The sequence below is a fragment of the Reichenbachiella sp. genome, assembly GCF_039969095.1.
Taxonomy (GTDB): Bacteria; Bacteroidota; Bacteroidia; order Cytophagales; family Cyclobacteriaceae; genus Reichenbachiella.
The window spans coordinates 441,037-455,644 of sequence record NZ_JBDVOL010000015.1 but is presented as its reverse complement, the minus strand read 5'-3'; the positions used below and the strand labels follow the sequence as shown (position 1 = coordinate 455,644).

Genomic DNA, 14,608 nt, shown 5'->3' with positions numbered 1-14,608 from the left:
TTAATTTCCTATAACTAAACTTGGGTGTTTGCGCTTTATATCTCCGTCATATAAAGGCAAAATCAAATCCACTTCTCTTTCCATTTTCGCAAACAAACGATAGTGTTCTTCTATCGATTCGCTCAATCCAAGGGGAATCTTATCTTCAAAATTTCGATACTTAAAAACTGCATCTGTGAGTCCTACTACTCCTTCCTTAGTTCTCACCTTAAACAGCATGGACGAGCGATGATGCCCACCACAAAACCAAGAGGTAATCCCTGGTAAGAATTCTGTTTCTTCATCTGGCAAGAGTTTGATTCTTGCTGCAGCTTCTTGTTTGACTAAATAACTAATAACATGATCAGGAAATAGGATATTTCTTGGTAACTGCGGAATCTCGGGATCCGGAGCATGGAAATCCATCCATCCTTTGTGCGATACCCAAATGTTGGCTTTTGGAAATTGATCTAATCCACCTGTGGCATACGAAGTGATCGGAGTGATAATCACATCTGTAATCTCCTCAGGGGAGGTGTCGCTCTGCGCTAGTGCATTCACAATCCAATTGTCTTCCGTAATAATTGGTTCATGCCCATGTTCGTTCATGGCCTCCATGGCCCAATTGGTCCAAAGGGAATCTAAATCTGAATAATCTTTTGGAAAGCCAGTATTCAATAAGATTTTTCTCCCTTTTCCTTCTATAAGAAAAGCCCAAAATGTGAGCATTTCCCACCCATATAGCTTGGTCATCCAATAAACTTCGGCTGCCGGCACATTGGCCTCACCCATTTTCAATGCTGTTATTTTGTAACTTTCTATCATAATTGTGCATTCCATCCACCATCGACAAAGATTGTCGAACCTGTAGTGTATTCTGCCTCCTTACTGGCCAGAAACAATACTGCTGACTCTAAGTCCTTTGGTTTTCCCAATCTGTTTTTGGCAAGCTTTGAATCGATCCAAGGGTTTACAGTTTCTAAATCTCTCGATTCCCTATCATTGATGTCAGTATGTATCCATCCAGGTGCGATGCTATTCACCGTAATGTCATGCTCTCCAAGTTCTATTGCCATTCCCATGGACAATAAGCTTAGCCCTGCCTTAGATGCACAGTAATGTGTTTGTTTAGCATTTGATCTATGCGCGCCTACGCTGGTAGTAAAAATGATTCTACCGCCAATACCTTGTTTAATCATTTGCTTGGCGGCTAACTGTGTTACTCTAAATGGACCATTCAAATTGACATCCATATGACGGTTCCAGTTGTCTAAGGAGATTTCCAAAAAATTTGTAAACTTACATATCCCTCCATTGCTGATCATGATGTCTATGCCTCCTAGAATCTCAATCGCTTGATGTACTAACTCCTCAGTTTGTTCAATATTAGCTATGTCAGATTCTATGTGATGGACTTTGGCATCAAGTTCACGCTCTAACCTCTCACATTCTACTACTGCTTTGTCTGAATCTTGGTAATGGCTAAACACAATTTCACAATCTTGCTTTGCAAGCGCTTCCACATAGCTCAGACCAATTCCTCGGGACCCCCCGGTTATCAGCACCCTTTTACCTTTTATTTCGAACATAAAACCCTTCGTACAGTATTCTTTTAAATGTTTGTTTTCAATAGGCCTAAGCCCATTTTCATATTGTGAAGATGAACATTCAAAAAAATTGAGCTGTCCTGCCCTATACTGCTCTCTTACCATTTCTTATAAAAAAATGTCCCAAAAAAGCGCAACTCATTTAAATCTTAATTATTAAGGCTTACCAATTGAAAAGACATTGAGTCATTTTTGTTTTCATGACTATACAGGTCGTATGAGTAGATTTTTTCCGTTTCTCTGTTCTTAAATCTTGTTTAATTCATATCAACCAGTTCTTTTGAAATAATCATTTTGTATAAAACATTAATCATTATGACTATTTCATATCGTATTGTTATTGGTCAAGTTTGTATTGTGCGAAATGGCAGCTTACCACATGTGTTTTAGCAATTCATTGGTTTTTGCTCTAAAAAACATAATCGATAAGCCTCATTGACACCATGAATATTATAAACAAAACACTGAATGATCATGAAACACGATTTTATACAACTAGATATTTGTGATGATTCCAACACGCCTAAATACAAACAAATAATAGATAGCATCATCTGGAGCATTAAGGTTGGAAAACTGAATGCAGGAGACAAATTGCCTTCTATTAATCAGTTAAGTTTTGACTACTATCTTTCGAGAGATACTGTAGAAAAAGCCTATAGGTATCTCTGTAAAGAACAGATCATACAATCTGTAAAAAGAAAAGGCTATTACATTCTAGATGATATATCCAGCTCAGAAATAAAGATACTTCTGCTGGTCAATGATTTTAGCTCTGAAAAGAAGACCATTTACAATGAAATGATTCAGAAGCTGAGTAATCAGGCCACTGTAGACTATTGTGATTATTCTCTATTTAAGAAAATAGTAAAAGGAAACCTCGATGGTTACCATTATTATGTAATCATGCCAGGGTTCGATGAAAAAAACCAAGTCGAGTTAAATGACTTGTTACTCAAGATTAATTCCGAAAAACTTATTCTGCTAGATACCAAGCTAGAGCAACTTTCCAACTGTAAAGGCGGCACTTATCAAGACTTGAAAGAAGATATTTATAATGCCCTTGAAGAGGCCAGCAATTTATTGCGCAAATACGAAAAACTAATTCTCATATACCCTGAGGACAAGGTGCACTCATACCCAGATGATATTCTTGCTGGATTCAAAAGATTTTGCGGATTTAATCAATTCAAGTACGAGATTTATGACAGTGCGACGAGCATTGACCCAAAAAATTACAATAAATCAGCTTTCATTATTTTGGAAGAAACTGATTTAGTTACAATTATTAAAAACATTCAGCTTTCAAAAATGAGACTCGCGAAGGATACTGGCATTCTATCATATAATGATACTGCACTGAAAGAAGTTCTTGCCGAGGGTATTTCGGTAATGACTGCAGATTTTGCAAAAATGGGTAGAGATGCTGCTGACATGATATTAGGCCAAGTTTCTGGCGTTGTTAAAAACGATTTTCATTTTATGTCCAGAGCGTCACTTTAGTTTGTCTATACAATCATTTTGTACAAACTAATAACCAAAAATAGTTATACTTGGAAATGGAAAACTATTGGAAGTACTTTTCTGGGGATAACGAAAACTGGGGAATCAAACTGATCACTTGTGGTTATGAGCAAATTAACCGTAATGCCGAATACCCTGTAAAAGGTCACCCTGAAACACATTTATTTTCCTGGGAAGAAGGAAGGACGTTGCCGGATTATTACATTATTTATATCCCTACGGGAGGTGGTATTTTCGAATCCAATACTGGACAAGTTGAAATAAAACCCGGTGATGCCATAATTATCAACAAAGAAGAATGGCATCGATATAAGCCACATAAAGATCTCGGATGGGAAGAATACTGGTTAGGCTTCAAAGGTGAATATATCGAAAGCTATGTTGTAAAAGACCTCTTTCCCAATCATACCACTCATATTAAGCCTATGGGCTATCAAAGTGATATCATCACATTATTTAATCATATACTACGCCTGGTGGGTACTCCGGCCAAATTGATGGAAAAGGTATTATTCGGCTCACTGATTCAGCTCATCAGTCATTTTACCTTAGATGAAAGCGTAAAAATTAAGACCAATAGACACGAATACATTGTTCAATCAAGTATAGATTTTATAAGACAGAATTTGACCAACCAAATCGATTACAAAAAAATGAGTGAACGATTCAATTTGAGCTACAGTCAGTTCCGATTAACATTTAAAAAAGCTACTGGATATTCATTAAACCAGTTTTTAATTGCAGAACGAATCAGCCTTGCTCGTAGACTTTTGCATAACACAGATATGGAAATTGGTGAAGTAGCGAATAGAGTAGGAATAAATTCCGTCTTCTATTTTTCGAAATTGTATAAACAGAAAACTGGAAAATCACCCTCCCATGATCGGAGAAGTCAAATGACGCTATGAGCGTGTGAATTGAAATATATACAGGGTAAAACAGGATAGAAATTTTTGATTCATTTAGCAAGTTAGCATTCTAAGACCATCCTAAGTAATACTAAAAAATCAGAGCTTTTATTGATTGACCTCTAAACGAATTGAGAAAAATTTATGATAAGAAAAAATTTATGTAAAAAAAGGAAAATGAAGGTGACGCGTCAATCTTATTTGGCCATATTTCTACTTTTCACTTTTTCATCGATCCTTCTAGCTCAAGAATCCCAAGTTTCTATCAACCATCAAGGCAAAAATTTCAACATGCTCAAGCATGCCTGGACTGCCCAATGGATCACTCACCCCACAGCATCTACCATGGACTATGGGGTTTTCAATTTTCGAAGAACTTTCGAGCTAAAAGAGGCTCCAAGTACTTTTGTAGTCCATCTCTCTGCTGATAACAGATACAAACTCTTTGTGAACGGAACCTTTGTCGGCCGAGGACCCGCCATCGGAGACATTGCGCATTGGAGATACGAAACACACGACATAGCACCATTATTGAAAGCGGGTTCAAATGTCATTGCCGTAGAAGTGATCAACTTTGGTGAGTTTAGACATGCCAAACAGCAAACTTTCCAAACTGCGTTTATCATGCAGGGCGCTGAATCGAACGTGGCTGATATCAATACCACCAAAAACAGTAACTGGAAAGTCTACAAAAACGAAGCCTATTCTAGCATTCCATTTGTTAGTGATTCTGTCGGTGGCTACTACGCAGCTGGTCCTGGCGATCGTGTAGACGGCAGCCAGTATCCTTGGGGCTGGAACCAATTAGATTTTGATGACAGCGAGTGGGCTAAACCTCGTTTAGCCATGGTGGAGTTTGCTGTTGGCAGAGGTTTCTTATTTGGAAGTACCTGGTATTTGGTGCCTCGTAGTATTCCGTTTTTATCGGACTCGACCACCCGTTTCAGTGAAGTGGCAATGAGCACTAACATCAAGGTGCCAAAAAAATTTATGCTCGGTACAGAAGCAGTCACTGTTCCAGCCAACACTTCTGTCTCCATTCTATTGGATCATAAAACACACACAGTAGGTTATCCTAAACTATCAGTGAGCAAAGGGAATAATGCTACAATAAAGACTACTTATGCGGAAGCCCTATTCTACCAATCATCGAGTGAATTTAGTGCTCATGGAGGATGGAAAAAAGGCCCTCGAAATCAATTGAAGGATCAGGAAATTCGAGGTTATTATGATATTTACTCACCAGATGGAGGTGATAATCGTGTCTTTCAACCACAGGCGATGCGTACTTTTCGATTCGTTCAATTGGACATTTCTACTGGAGATGAGCCTCTGGTTATAAATGACTTTTACAATATTTATTCTGTTTATCCTTTCGAAGAAAAGGCGACGTTCGAATCGGACGACACTTCCCTCAATGCGATCTGGAAAGCTGCCTGGCTCACCCTCCAAAATTCTGCAACTGATCAATTTGAAGATCCTTACTACGAACAATTGCAATATATTGGTGACACTCGCATTGAGTCTCTGGTATCCATCTTTGTATCAGGTGACGATCGTTTGATGCGAAAAGCCATACAGCAATTCGATGATTCTCGTATGCCCAATGGGCTCACTCAAAGCAGATATCCATCTTACATCAACCAGGTCATCCCTCCCTATTCATTATTTTGGATCGGTATGATCCATGACTATTCACGTTTCAGAAATGATCCTGCATTTATAGAAGGATATTTACCAGGAATCAAAAGTGTACTTGGTTGGTTTGAAAACAAAGAAGATGATTCTGGCATGTTAGCCCAGTTAGACTGGTGGAATTTTACCGACTGGAGTGAAGGTTTTCAAAATGGGATACCGGTAGGCGCTGACGATGGTCATTCTGCCAATGTGAGTTTACAATATGCATTAGCATTACAAAATGCTGCAGATATTTTCGAACAACTTGGTGATTTGACCCAAGCGACTCAATATAGAAATCAGGCACAGGCTATGATCGATGCGGTATTGAAATACTGCTACGACAACCAAAGACAATTGATAGCCGAACGCCCAGAGAAGGATGTATTTTCTCAACACACCAATGTATTTGCGATTCTGACCGATGCCATTGCTACAGAAGAACAGTCTGCACTAATGGAGCGATTGCTCACCGATGAAGACTTGATTCAAAGTTCAATCTATTTTAGATTCTACTTGACAAGAGCTATGCAAAAAGCTGGAACTGCTGATCAATACCTCTCAGGACTAACACCTTGGCAAGACATGCTGGATAGAGGCATGACTACTTTCGGAGAAACTGACATCAACCCAAGATCCGAATGTCATGGATGGAGCGCCAGTCCATGTTTTGATTTTATCCATACGGTAGCAGGTATTCAATCAGCCGCTTCAGGATTTCAAAAAGTGCTAATCACACCCAACTTTGGACACCTTAAGAAGGTAAAAGCATCTTTCCCTCACCCTAACGGACCACTAACCGTCGATTTTAAGTTAGACAAAAATGGGAAGCTCAATGGAACCATTACCTTACCAGCTGACATTAGCGGAAAATTCAAATGGAAAGAACAACAGCTCCAACTCAACCCTGGTATTAACAAGATTTAGAATTTGTGAAATAGAATATGAAGAAGATAATATTATCGCTTATAGTCATTACCCTGAGTCATGGTTTATCCGCTCAGGCCATTGAAAAATTATCATTAAACGGCAAAGTGCCATTCGAGCAAACAGAATCGGCCTTTCCACCCAAGGCTTATACTCGAACTATACCAGTGCCAGGACTCATCGACATGGCTTCACCAAAAATTGAGCAATATGACGATTACTACTCTGGTACACATACACCCAAGTACAATTGGTATAAATTCACTTTCAAAGTACCTAAATCTAACAAAAAGAAGACCGCTATACTCACCGCCCTCAAGAGCAGGTTCAACACACAGGTGATTCTCAATGGCATCGATCTTGGCACATACATGCAAAATAACACCCCAATTGATGTCGATCTCACTGATTATTTAATCTATGGAAAGGACAACGAACTTTTGCTCAGGTTAGGTGAACGCGCTTGGATGCCAAAAGAAGCGGCCACTGGCTTTGATCGAGAAAAGTACACAGACTTCCCAGGCATCTGGGACGACATCTATATTGAATTTGGTGGCCCAATTCGTGTACATAGAGCACTGGCACTCCCAGATCTTGTCGCCAAGCAAGCAACCGTTAAAATTCAGCTAGAGAATTATGCCAAAATACTAGAAAGAAATACCGAATACAGTTTCATAGAATACACGTTAGAGGCACATATTCGCGAGAAAAAAACAGGCAGGATCGTCACTGACACAAAAAGAATTTCTGACAAAATCCAATGTCAAATAGAACGTCAAGAAGTAGAATTCACATTTGATTTCAATGAAGAAATAAAGCCTTGGTCTCCTGCAGATCCATTTCTATACGAAGCAGTAGTAACAGTCTCGGCTGATCGAAAATTCTTCGACAACTATGGTAACACTGAGAACCTCAAACCCAAAGATGACCAGCCTTGGATTGGCCCATCTGATCAACAGACCTTTGCCTTCGGAATGCGAGACTTTAAGTCGGTTGAAAAATCCTTTCAACTTAATGGACAAGAAATAGCACTATTCGGTTCTACACTTACACTCAATCGATTTTTCGAAGACAGAGACAGAAGCAACTTACCGTGGGATCGCCAATGGGTAGAAAAAATGATGGTTGAAATTCCGAAAGCCATGGGGTGGAATTTCTTCCGAGTCAGCATTGGCTTGCTTCCTGAATTTTGGTACGACCTGGCCGATGAGCATGGTATCCTGATTCAGAACGAATACAATATGTGGAATTTGCGTGGACGTCCTGCACAATATGCTATTGAATATGCCGATTGGATCTGGCAAGATGGCAACCATCCCAGTATAGTGATTTGGGACGCCCTCAACGAACAAAAACAAGAATACATTGGTAGAGAATTGATTCCTCAGCTTAGATTGATCGACCCTACAAGACTTTGGGACCTAGGTTTTATGAAAGCTGTTCCTGGCAGTAGACTAGATGTATTTGAATACCATTGGTACCCGCTTGCACATGGTTGGTGGGTAGGTGATCAGTTTATCAAAGACACAAGAGCAGCTTTCCGCTTTGGTAAACTCAACGATAAAGTAGCCGGACTCGAACATATGAAACAAGCCAACGCCCCAGTAATCGTCAATGAATTTGCCTGGTTATGGCAAAATAGAGATGGTCTCACCTCTGGGGTTCGAACTTTTGGCAATTTCACTAAAAACGACAAAGTACCTTACTCAAAAAATTATGAATACTACGAACCCGATGGTTCTCAATTGTATGAGAGCAATCGTGATGTATATGAATATTATGTAGGGAAAGAAGCCACCGCAAACGAGCGATGGGCATTTCAAGCCTATCTACAGGCTATCGAAACAGAAATGATTCGTTCTACCAGAGAAGCGGATGGAGTAGCGTCTTTTGCCTATCTGACCAACAACAACGGGCACACTGGCGATTGGTTTATCCATGACATCAAAGACTTAATCCCTTCCCAAGCATTGCTTTCACAATATCATGTCACTCGACCATTTGCAGCTTTCTTAGATATAGAAGATGCTAGATATGTGAAGTCTCCCGCTATGCAAAAACCAGGCGGTTCTTTTAATTTTAACATCATGGTGGTCAATGACACAGCACAATCCAAAACTGGAACTATTCAATACAAAGTGCTAGATAACAAAGGGAATATAGTTACAGCAGGCGAGCAGCAAGTATCCGTTCAGCCATTCTGGCAAACATTGGTACCAGTAACCATGACTTTACCAGAAAAAGCAGGTGGCTATCTTGTCATGACAGAATTAGACGATCCTAAAAGCAATCGAATGAAACAAGTAAGTCTACGATACATTCAAGTAGGAGAAGTAGAGCAACCTGAATATTTCGATTTCAAGTATCAAAAACCTGATGGATGGCCAGAAAAATAAATAATCCTTTACTAAGCATTCGTCGATCCTGGAAAATATTTGGTCTGATCGGTCTTGTGCATTGCATGCCCGTAAGTAGCCAAGGTCAGCATTCGACCTTTAGGAATCCACAGTTGGAAGAAACACTTACACCTTTTCGATTGCCTCTCCCTGATCCCGGTCAGGTGGAATACATCTTTGAAAAAAAAGGGAAAACACTGAAAGGGATGAAAGTAACATTACCCAACCAGATGAAAGCTCTTTGGCTCGACGATGATGGAGATATGAAAAAGGGTGACCTGGAAGGAGATCAAGACAATGACTGTCTCTTGATCGACCTTAATCAAGACGGAAAATATGGAGACAGTGGCGATCTCATCGTTGATTACATCGACGAAAATCAAGATGGAAAAGCCGACTACCAAGTTATTATCGAAAATGGAGATAAAGATTACACGGGAAAATGGAAATCTCATTATATGTGGTTTGTCGACAATGATCAGGATGGTGTTTTTGGTTTTGTCAACTGGGATGCCTTCAGATATGAAGGCTGGGATCATAGTGGAAAAGCCAATTTCTTTGCTGACTATCACGGACAGAGCACCATGCTCAAAGTACATATCTCGTCCTGGAATATAGATGATCTCAGTTTCAATTGGGAAAATCCTTTTCTATTCTACGATCAGGACAAGGACGGACTGACGGAGATGGCGATTCGAATAGTGGATGAACCTGTAGCCAAGGAAAGCCAAAAGGATTTAGTCAATTGGGCATTTAGCCAAAAGGCCACAATGGTACAAATGACTTTTGATATGGATAATGATAACCATGCAGGTAGTGAATTAGATTTTGATATGAGTCTTAAATTCAGCGGCAAAGGCTTCGACTACTCTGATCAAGTACAGCCAATCAAAGCTCATCCAATAGCTAAAGAATCCGACAAATACTTCGCTGACCCTAGATGGAGACATCTGAATCAATTAATATATACCAATCATGATTCAGCCTACGACCTTACTTTTTCCAGAGGAGAATGGAACTCTTGCTGGTTGGTGTTCGATGAAGACGACGACTGCCATCGCTGGGAACGGGTAGAGTTTTATGAGCCCAAAGACCCGTTCAAGATCGGTGCTGGCAAAGGTGGTTTAGATCATAATCCACAAGCAGACGCATCAGGAGATCGTGGTGAATGGGATCAAGATTTTTCTGGTCAAGGCAATCTATACATCTCCCCTCTGGATGGCAAAATACACCTATACGGTGCCGAAACAGGCTATTGGCGGATCGACCAAAATACATTGAGTTATCAAGGATGGCAAGGATGGCGCGGACCCAACATCCAGCCCGAAGATACGGATCAATTTGAGCCAGTCCGTTTTGCTACGGTGAAATACGAAGACACCGATAAAAATGGTTTTTTTGATGAAATGAAATTGGACATGGACGGCGATCAGAAGTATGAACAATCACTTTCTCTTACCGACCTTGGCCTATCAGATTCTAGCGATGTGATAAAAACTGAGTCTATGACTTACGAGGACTATACGTTATTATTCGAAAAAGTGGCCGCTAATCAAATGATGCATGCAGCTGAAATGCTGGCACTTGCTGAAAAGGAAAACCTAATTACTCAGTGGTACAATCACTATAAAAATCCAAAGAGTATCCGAGAGCAGTATCACAATGGCTTTTGGCTCTCTTACTATATATTTCAGGATTTGATCAAGAAAAACACCAAAAATGAAGATCAAATAGCTTTGATTAAAAAGGCCTATTTGTATTAAACAATATTAAAAACAGCAGCATATGGGAGCAATTTTAGGGGTCATTTTTCACGCCATTGGAGGATTCGGAGCGGGAAGTTTTTACATTCCTTTTAAGCAAGTTAGAAAATGGAGTTGGGAGAGTTCCTGGCTTATTCTAGGCTTATCCGCCTGGCTAGTTGTTCCTTTGGCTACCGCCTGGCTCACCATTCCAGACCTTTGGCAGGTGTTGGGTCAAGCTGATACGTCCGTCAAGGGCTGGACCTATTTCTTTGGTTTGCTCTGGGGCATTGGAGGGTTGACTTTCGGACTATCCATGCGCTACCTGGGTGTATCACTCGGTATGACCATCGCTCTTGGACTTTGTACCGCATTCGGTACATTGATTCCACCCATTTTCAAAGGGACCTTTGTGCAACTACTTGAATCCGCTTCAGGCCTCATTACCCTTTCGGGAATTCTAATCTGCTTGATTGGTATTGCAGTAGTAGGCATCGCTGGCGCGAAAAAAGAAAACGAAACTGAATCCGCATCGGACGATGAATTCAATTTAACCAAGGGCTTAATCGTAGCCACATTATCCGGCCTATTAAGTGCTTGTTTTGCCTTTGGTTTGGAAGCAGGCTCTCCCATAGCAGACATAGCATTTGCTAGTGGGGCCAGTGAGCTCTTCAAAAACAACGCCGTTCTGGTTTGGATTCTTTGGGGTGGCATGACTACCAATGGTATCTATTGTCTCTACCTCAATCGAAAAAATAAAACAACATCAGACTATACCAATTCAAATACACCGCTGACCAAAAATTATCTCTGGGCTTCGCTAGGTGGACTCACCTGGTATTTACAATTTTTCTTTTATGGCATGGGCACTACCTACTTAGGAGAAAATCTTGAGTTTGCCAGCTGGTCGATACATATGGCTTTCATCATTTTCTTTAGCAATTTATGGGGCATCATATACAAAGAATGGGCAGGAACATCTCGCAAAACGACGTGGATTCTAGCGCTTGGGCTAACTATTGTCATGGTTTCCATTCTAATGATTGGGTTAGCCAATACCATTGCACATTAACGATCTAACTAAAATCATGAGTATATCTAACATTAAACTCCAACACCTTTTTTGCCTTCTCTGTGGATGTCTGTTCTCTTGTACCGGTTTCGGCCAAGAAAAATACACCCTAGATGTAGATTTTGAAAAATCTCCTTTAGGCAATTATGATGAGACAGCAATCAAACAAGATTTTGATACGGTGAAATGGTCAATAACCAAAAACAGAGGGTCTATCATCGTAGATGACACGAATGGCAAAGTGCTACAGGTCAGCTATCCGAAAGGAGCCGTTGGACCAGAACAAGGAGGTATTCAGTTTGTAAGGCCTATCCCGCCAGGCATTGAGTATTACCTTTCTTATGATGTCTACTTTCAAGAAGGATTCGATTTTACTAAAGGAGGAAAACTTCCAGGCTTAACTAGTGGCGGTGCTGCTTATACGGGAGGCAAACATCCTGATCAGGGTGAAGGATGGAGTGCTCGATACATGTGGACAGGAGAACAAGAACCCATCGTGTATCTCTACTACAAAGACATGCAAGAAAAGTATGGTGAGGGTGTTTATCTGAACGCAAAATTCGAAACTGGCCAATGGCACACCATCACACAGCATATTAGACTAAATACCCCGGGAAAAAAAGACGCTTTGATCGAAGTTTGGTTCGACGGAAACAAAGTCGGCGGAAAGAAAAAATTCAGTCTGAGAGATGAAAACCTCGGACTCATAGATTCATTCTACTTTTCTACCTTTCATGGGGGAGCTACCCCTGACTGGGCACCAAAAAACGACAGCTTCATAAAAATCGACAATATCCGGATCTATACTCAGTCTTCAAAAAAGAACAAGAAAAACTAAGCGGGTCGGTCACCAACCCAGCCGTTCCTGCTCACTTTTAATGTGTTTGGTCACATTCAGGAAGGTATCCACCCACAAGTCGTCTTGATTTTGTTGTAGATATTCCAGCAATTCACGATGCGCTTCTGCAGAAGTGTTGAGATACCCTCCTCCAACGCTGTGAAATAAGAAAGTGATCACCGTACCGTTGGTTTGTGCTTTCTTTACTTCCGCAATTAGTTGTTCTCCACTCAGATCTGAACAACTCGTACTTGGCATCAGGTATGGATCCACCTCCTTTAACGAAGCTGGCACAGGACTCAGTCCTCTCGCTGCTACAAAAATATGCTGGATACTATCGGAGAAATCTACTCCTTGAATGGTATGATCTACACAGGTATAGGCAAACGTTCTTTCTGTTTTTCCATCCAGCGCATGCAATAGGGAGTTAGCTGTATTTAATTCATTCATCAACTGAGGAAAACTATAACTATCCAAGTCATATTCTGGTCTGATCCAATCGAAATTCCTTTCTCCGGGAATCACTTTTCTACAGGGATGAAACAGCGTGTGATTGGCCAGCTCATGACCATTACCAGTAATGGCTCGCCACTCTTCAGACCTGTTTGCAACAGATTGAGAACTACCGGTCAGAAAGAAAGTTCCGTTAAAACTGAATTCATCTAGCATCGGAACTACTATGTCCAAATGACAGTCAATCGCATCGTCGTAGGTCAATACCACAGCTGCTTGCTTCCCTTCTGGCCATTGTGGTGATTTTTGTGCTATTGTAAATATTGATGAGAGTATCATACATGTGGTCATCAATACAGCAGTAGCTATTTTCTTCTTTGTGAATCTTACCATTTGATATTTGCATCTATAAACGAAATGAGACTTTCTGCTAAAACTTTCTGCTCATCCCTATTCGGGTGACCTGGTGTTTCCTTGTATGGCACAACATGTGTGTAGACTCGTTTGTCGTCCAATTTTGAAATCGCCTTTTCAACATACTCAGGCCAAAGCGATCCTACTTGAGTAATGTCCATATTACCCAACAGACAAATAATATGAGCTGAGGGATGTTTTACTCTTACTTTTTCTATGAAGGCGCGATAAGCCAAAATGATTTCATCTCCAGTCGGCTTGGTTTCGCCAAATTTATCTTGAAACTGTGGATGCTCAGGTCGCTCTACCAGCCATGAGTCATTTTGCATGAGATTAACCACAACCACGTCCGGTCTAAACTGTGCAAAGTCCCATTGGCTGGTTGAATCCTCTGGAATCAAACGGTCATAAAGTTCTGGCATCGTGAGCGGAAACCAGCTGATCATGACCCCAATGCCACTTTTACAAATCGTATGATACTCTGCCTGGTAATGCCTAGCCACAATTGAGGCATAACTCACATAGTGATTGGTATAAATACTATCCGGTCGATCCATTCCACTAAGGTCGTCCACTGCATATCCAGCTGTGATCGAATTACCATAAAACTCCATTTTTCTTTTTCTAGGTTTGGGCTTGCTCACTTTCATACCGTTTCCAATAAGTTCGAATCCAAAAAAAGTGGTTTTCCCTTTATCCCATTCGGTTCGTTTGAAAAGCTCCACACTATGCGTACCTTCAGGCAATCTAGCGGCCAAAAGGTAACGACGAGTGAGTGTATCCAGTCGTAGCATACGAACACTATCCTGATCTATAATTACATTGAAATAGTTTGCCCCTTTCTCGTCTTTCAGAATAGCAAACAGAGAGTCCCCTTCAAAGTCAACCCTTACTGAAGAACCTGGCCAATACAAATCCACTTTTTCCGTTGAAGAAGAGTCAATTCTCCCGGCATATGCGATGGTCTCATCTGCTGGTGAAATAAACACCTTTTGCATGCTATCACATCCGGAAAATGCGATAATCCCATACAAGAAAAGATTACAAAAATGCCTAGATATGATGCTCATG

Annotated in this window: 11 protein-coding genes; 7 read left to right on the top strand and 4 right to left on the bottom strand. The window is 40.6% G+C overall.

All coding sequences use genetic code 11. The features are described 5' to 3' along the window. Window positions 1-804: a hypothetical protein gene (locus tag ABJH98_RS17270; protein WP_348309016.1), complete on the bottom strand. Its 804-nt coding sequence runs from the start codon at window positions 802-804 to the stop codon at window positions 1-3. Beyond that, window positions 801-1,691, bottom strand: a complete 891-nt coding sequence (locus ABJH98_RS17265; RefSeq protein ID WP_348309014.1) for an SDR family oxidoreductase — start codon at window positions 1,689-1,691, stop codon at window positions 801-803. The genes ABJH98_RS17270 and ABJH98_RS17265 overlap by 4 nt, the downstream gene beginning before the upstream one ends. A 369-nt stretch (window positions 1,692-2,060) precedes the next feature. Here ABJH98_RS17265 and ABJH98_RS17260 point away from each other — a divergent pair, with 369 nt between their 5' ends. The 7 genes from ABJH98_RS17260 to ABJH98_RS17230 all read left to right on the top strand — a co-directional run bounded on the left by ABJH98_RS17260 (window position 2,061) and on the right by ABJH98_RS17230 (window position 12,670). Continuing rightward, window positions 2,061-3,089 (top strand): GntR family transcriptional regulator, encoded by a 1,029-nt coding sequence (locus ABJH98_RS17260; RefSeq protein ID WP_348309012.1) that lies wholly within the window; start codon window positions 2,061-2,063, stop codon window positions 3,087-3,089. Between the two features lie 56 nt (window positions 3,090-3,145). After that, complete coding sequence (locus ABJH98_RS17255) at window positions 3,146-4,018, top strand: AraC family transcriptional regulator (RefSeq protein WP_348309011.1); 873 nt, start codon at window positions 3,146-3,148, stop codon at window positions 4,016-4,018. A 177-nt stretch (window positions 4,019-4,195) separates the two neighbouring features. After that, complete coding sequence (locus ABJH98_RS17250) at window positions 4,196-6,622, top strand: alpha-L-rhamnosidase C-terminal domain-containing protein (protein ID WP_348309009.1); 2,427 nt, start codon at window positions 4,196-4,198, stop codon at window positions 6,620-6,622. A gap of 17 nt (window positions 6,623-6,639) precedes the next feature. Further along, window positions 6,640-9,018, top strand: a complete 2,379-nt coding sequence (locus ABJH98_RS17245) for a glycoside hydrolase family 2 TIM barrel-domain containing protein (RefSeq protein ID WP_348309007.1) — start codon at window positions 6,640-6,642, stop codon at window positions 9,016-9,018. Next, entirely contained in the window at window positions 9,003-10,781 is a 1,779-nt protein-coding gene (locus ABJH98_RS17240; protein ID WP_348309006.1) for a hypothetical protein, read from the top strand. Before ABJH98_RS17245 ends, ABJH98_RS17240 begins: the two co-directional genes overlap by 16 nt. 22 nt (window positions 10,782-10,803) lie before the next feature. Then, window positions 10,804-11,832, top strand: a complete 1,029-nt coding sequence (locus tag ABJH98_RS17235) for an L-rhamnose/proton symporter RhaT (protein ID WP_348309004.1) — start codon at window positions 10,804-10,806, stop codon at window positions 11,830-11,832. Window positions 11,833-11,848: 16 nt separating this feature from the next. Next, a complete protein-coding gene (locus tag ABJH98_RS17230) occupies window positions 11,849-12,670 on the top strand; it encodes a polysaccharide lyase (protein ID WP_348309003.1) in 822 nt (273 codons plus the stop codon). 9 nt (window positions 12,671-12,679) lie between these two features. Here ABJH98_RS17230 and ABJH98_RS17225 read toward each other — a convergent pair whose 3' ends face one another. Together ABJH98_RS17225 and ABJH98_RS17220 are read right to left on the bottom strand one after the other, a co-directional pair. Continuing rightward, complete coding sequence (locus ABJH98_RS17225) at window positions 12,680-13,516, bottom strand: polysaccharide deacetylase family protein (protein ID WP_348309002.1); 837 nt, start codon at window positions 13,514-13,516, stop codon at window positions 12,680-12,682. Then, window positions 13,510-14,607: a GDSL-type esterase/lipase family protein gene (locus ABJH98_RS17220; protein WP_348309000.1), complete on the bottom strand. Its 1,098-nt coding sequence runs from the start codon at window positions 14,605-14,607 to the stop codon at window positions 13,510-13,512. Before ABJH98_RS17220 ends, ABJH98_RS17225 begins: the two co-directional genes overlap by 7 nt. Window position 14,608 lies beyond the last annotated feature (1 nt).

Bases quoted from the DNA above. Each gene is read 5' to 3' on its own strand.
- ABJH98_RS17240 (WP_348309006.1), top strand. From the start codon at position 9,003: ATGGCCAGAAAAATAAATAATCCTTTACTAAGCATTCGTCGATCCTGG.
- ABJH98_RS17230 (WP_348309003.1), top strand. From the start codon at position 11,849: ATGAGTATATCTAACATTAAACTCCAACACCTTTTTTGCCTTCTCTGT.
- ABJH98_RS17255 (WP_348309011.1), top strand. From the start codon at position 3,146: ATGGAAAACTATTGGAAGTACTTTTCTGGGGATAACGAAAACTGGGGA.
- ABJH98_RS17225 (WP_348309002.1), bottom strand. From the start codon at position 13,516: ATGGTAAGATTCACAAAGAAGAAAATAGCTACTGCTGTATTGATGACC.
- ABJH98_RS17235 (WP_348309004.1), top strand. From the start codon at position 10,804: ATGGGAGCAATTTTAGGGGTCATTTTTCACGCCATTGGAGGATTCGGA.
- ABJH98_RS17245 (WP_348309007.1), top strand. From the start codon at position 6,640: ATGAAGAAGATAATATTATCGCTTATAGTCATTACCCTGAGTCATGGT.
- ABJH98_RS17250 (WP_348309009.1), top strand. From the start codon at position 4,196: ATGAAGGTGACGCGTCAATCTTATTTGGCCATATTTCTACTTTTCACT.
- ABJH98_RS17220 (WP_348309000.1), bottom strand. From the start codon at position 14,607: ATGAGCATCATATCTAGGCATTTTTGTAATCTTTTCTTGTATGGGATT.
- ABJH98_RS17270 (WP_348309016.1), bottom strand. From the start codon at position 804: ATGATAGAAAGTTACAAAATAACAGCATTGAAAATGGGTGAGGCCAAT.
- ABJH98_RS17265 (WP_348309014.1), bottom strand. From the start codon at position 1,691: ATGGTAAGAGAGCAGTATAGGGCAGGACAGCTCAATTTTTTTGAATGT.
- ABJH98_RS17260 (WP_348309012.1), top strand. From the start codon at position 2,061: ATGAAACACGATTTTATACAACTAGATATTTGTGATGATTCCAACACG.